This is a genomic window from Microcoleus sp. K1-B1, assembly GCF_036704705.1.
Taxonomy (GTDB): Bacteria; Cyanobacteriota; Cyanobacteriia; order Cyanobacteriales; family Microcoleaceae; genus Microcoleus.
The window spans coordinates 1-2,814 of the sequence record NZ_JAUBSH010000182.1 but is presented as its reverse complement, the minus strand read 5'-3'; the positions used below and the strand labels follow the sequence as shown (position 1 = coordinate 2,814).

Below are 2,814 nucleotides of genomic sequence, written 5' to 3'. Positions count from 1 at the left end.
TTTTGAGCAACAGCTTGCCTTCTGCTAAAAGGCTGCTACTTTTAGCTGCACTGATTTTTTAGTCTAAACTACAGTCAATAGGTACGAGAATCAAAGCTTTCATGGTTTCTTAATAAGAATGGATATTTGATGATTATTTGATCGAATGGTTAAACCGTATAGATTTTACTGCTTTTCACCTGATCTGAATCCTTACCATAGCGGGGCAAAGTTCAGGGAGTTTAAAGACTGTGTAAAGTTTTGGTCATTTAGTTCAATTCGCGTGCATTATTGATTGATAGAGGCAAGACAAAAGACAAAAGTAACATCCACCAAAAAAAAAAGCAAAAAATACCATGTTTGACACACTATTGCCCGATGGCAAGAATTTATCAACCTCTGGCAACATTCCCTCTCCCACTGCTAGTGCGAGTGAAACAACCAACTTTTTAGCAGAAACCGACAATATTATGGATACGAATTTTAGCTCAGACCGCGTAATTGCCAAACTGAAGCCCACCGCAAATGCCAGTGAAATTACCAACTTGCCAGCAGAAATCGGAGTCAAAAAAGTTACCCAAGCGTCAAAACCTGGGACTGACATCAGGCAGACTCCTTCAGGAACGGTTGAACAAACAATATCAGCTTATAAGGATGATCCCCGTTTTGAATACATAGATGAAGCACCGGCTATTATTGTACCTAGTACATCAGAGAATTTAGACAAAATTCTTCAGCCAACTACATCTATTGTTTCTGTACCAGATACAGCTAAATCATCTATTGATTCACCCAGAATTACTGATGCTAATGATGGTATGGAACCTGTACCTTTACCACCGGGTTATGTATCTACTGAAACCATCATTGGTAGTGATGACCGTCAGAGAGTAACTGATACTCAAAACTCTCCTTGGAGTTCGATTGGACTTGTACAAGCAAAATTTCCTAATGGTGAGTGGAGCGGTGGTACAGGAACATTAATAGGTCCTTTCACTGTATTAACGGCTGGTCATGTTATTTATAGTCATGCAGATGGTGGTTGGGCAACAGAAGTTAAATTTACTCCAGGCAGGAATGGTAAAGATAGATGGTTTGGTGAGGCATCATTTACCTCATTGAAAACTAATACTTCATGGATAAACTCAGCTACTGAGGATCAAGATTGGGGTGTAATCCAGCTTGATCGTTCCCTAGGAAATTCTACAGGAACAGCTGGGTATAGAACGAACCTAAATGGTCAATCAATAACAACTGCTGGTTATCCAAGTGATCTTGCAACAGAATGGTTCAATGATGTAGGTTTATACCGTGCTGATGGTACTATTTCTTCTTCCACTAATACTAAACTTTATTATAGTAGCACAGTTGATACTTTTGGAGGTCAGAGTGGTAGTGCTGTTTGGCAACCAGATAATACTTTCCAAGCAATAGGAGTACATGCGTATGGATCTACTGGTACTGGCAATAGTGGAACCCGAATACAACCTTATATGTTTGACTTATTCAATACTTATAAAGCTGATTCAGCCCCAGTCAGCAAACCAGACCTAGTTCATTGGGATAACTGGTTTAATTCAGCTATTGGTAGTTTTAGTAGAACTACCGTTTCACCTGGTCAAGGTTTTAGTGTCAATACATTTGCTCGAAATAATGGCACAGAAGCATCTGGAAACTATACTGTTAATTTCTACGCTTCCACAGATGATGATGTTACTAATAGTGTTGGCTCTCATTATTTGTTAGGTACTGCTAACTTATCTTCCTTGAGTCCATTTAATTGGGCTGATGCTTCTTGGAGCGGTACATTTCCTACTATCCCAGTAGGTACTTATCGAGTTGTTTCTTTTATTGATCCCACTGCTTCTATTGGCGAATATGATGAGTCACTAGCTAGTAATCAAAGAGCCTTTCCAGGAACATTAACTGTTACTCCACCACCACCAGTCAATGATAATTTTGTTAATCGCAGTGTATTATCAGGTAGTACAGCAAATGCAACAGGAACAAATATTGGAGCCACAGGAGAAACAGGAGAACCGGCTCAAAATGGAACTATTAACTCGGCGTGGTGGTCTTGGACAGCACCCAGTAGCGGGACTTTTACTATTGACACCAAAAACAGTAATTTCGACACTTACTTGTCCGTGTTCACGGGTTCGGCGGTGGATAGCCTCAGTCTGATTGGCTCCAATGATGATGGAGGGGGTAATTCAACTAGCCTCATCAACCTTAATGCGACAGCCGGGACAACCTATCAAATAGCTGTTGATGGTTATAGCAGTGCTACAGGTGAGATTCAACTTAATATTGCCGTTCCCCCCCCAGCCAATGATAATTTTGCCAACCGAATTGCTTTGACAGGTGAAACAGCCAATGGTACAGGAACAAATAGTGGAGCCACAGGAGAAGTAGACGAACCTACCCAAAGTGGGATAACTAACTCGGCGTGGTGGTCTTGGACAGCACCCAGTAGCGGGACTTTTACTATTGACACCAAAAATAGTAATTTCGATACTTTCTTGTCGGTTTTCACTGGTTCTGCGGTTGATAACCTCACTCTGATTGGCGCTAATGATGATGGAGGGGGGAATAACACTAGCCTGTATAACCTGGATGCCACAGCCGGGACAACCTATCAAATAGCTGTTGATGGTTATAGCAGTGCTATAGGTGAGATTCAACTTCATATTGCACCATACGAAATAAATGGCACTCCTAACGCTGATAACTTAAGCGGAACTGCCAATCCAGATACCATCAATGGATTGGCCGGCAACGACACCCTCAATGGATTGGCCGGCAACGACACCCTCAATGGTAACGAGGATAATG

The 2,814-nt window shown here is 41.5% G+C and carries 1 protein-coding gene; it reads left to right on the top strand.

The window, feature by feature from the left end:
* Window positions 1-335 precede the first annotated feature (335 nt).
* A partial coding sequence (locus tag QUA83_RS30190) for a trypsin-like serine protease (protein WP_333297887.1) occupies window positions 336-2,814 on the top strand: 2,479 nt, incomplete at its 3' end.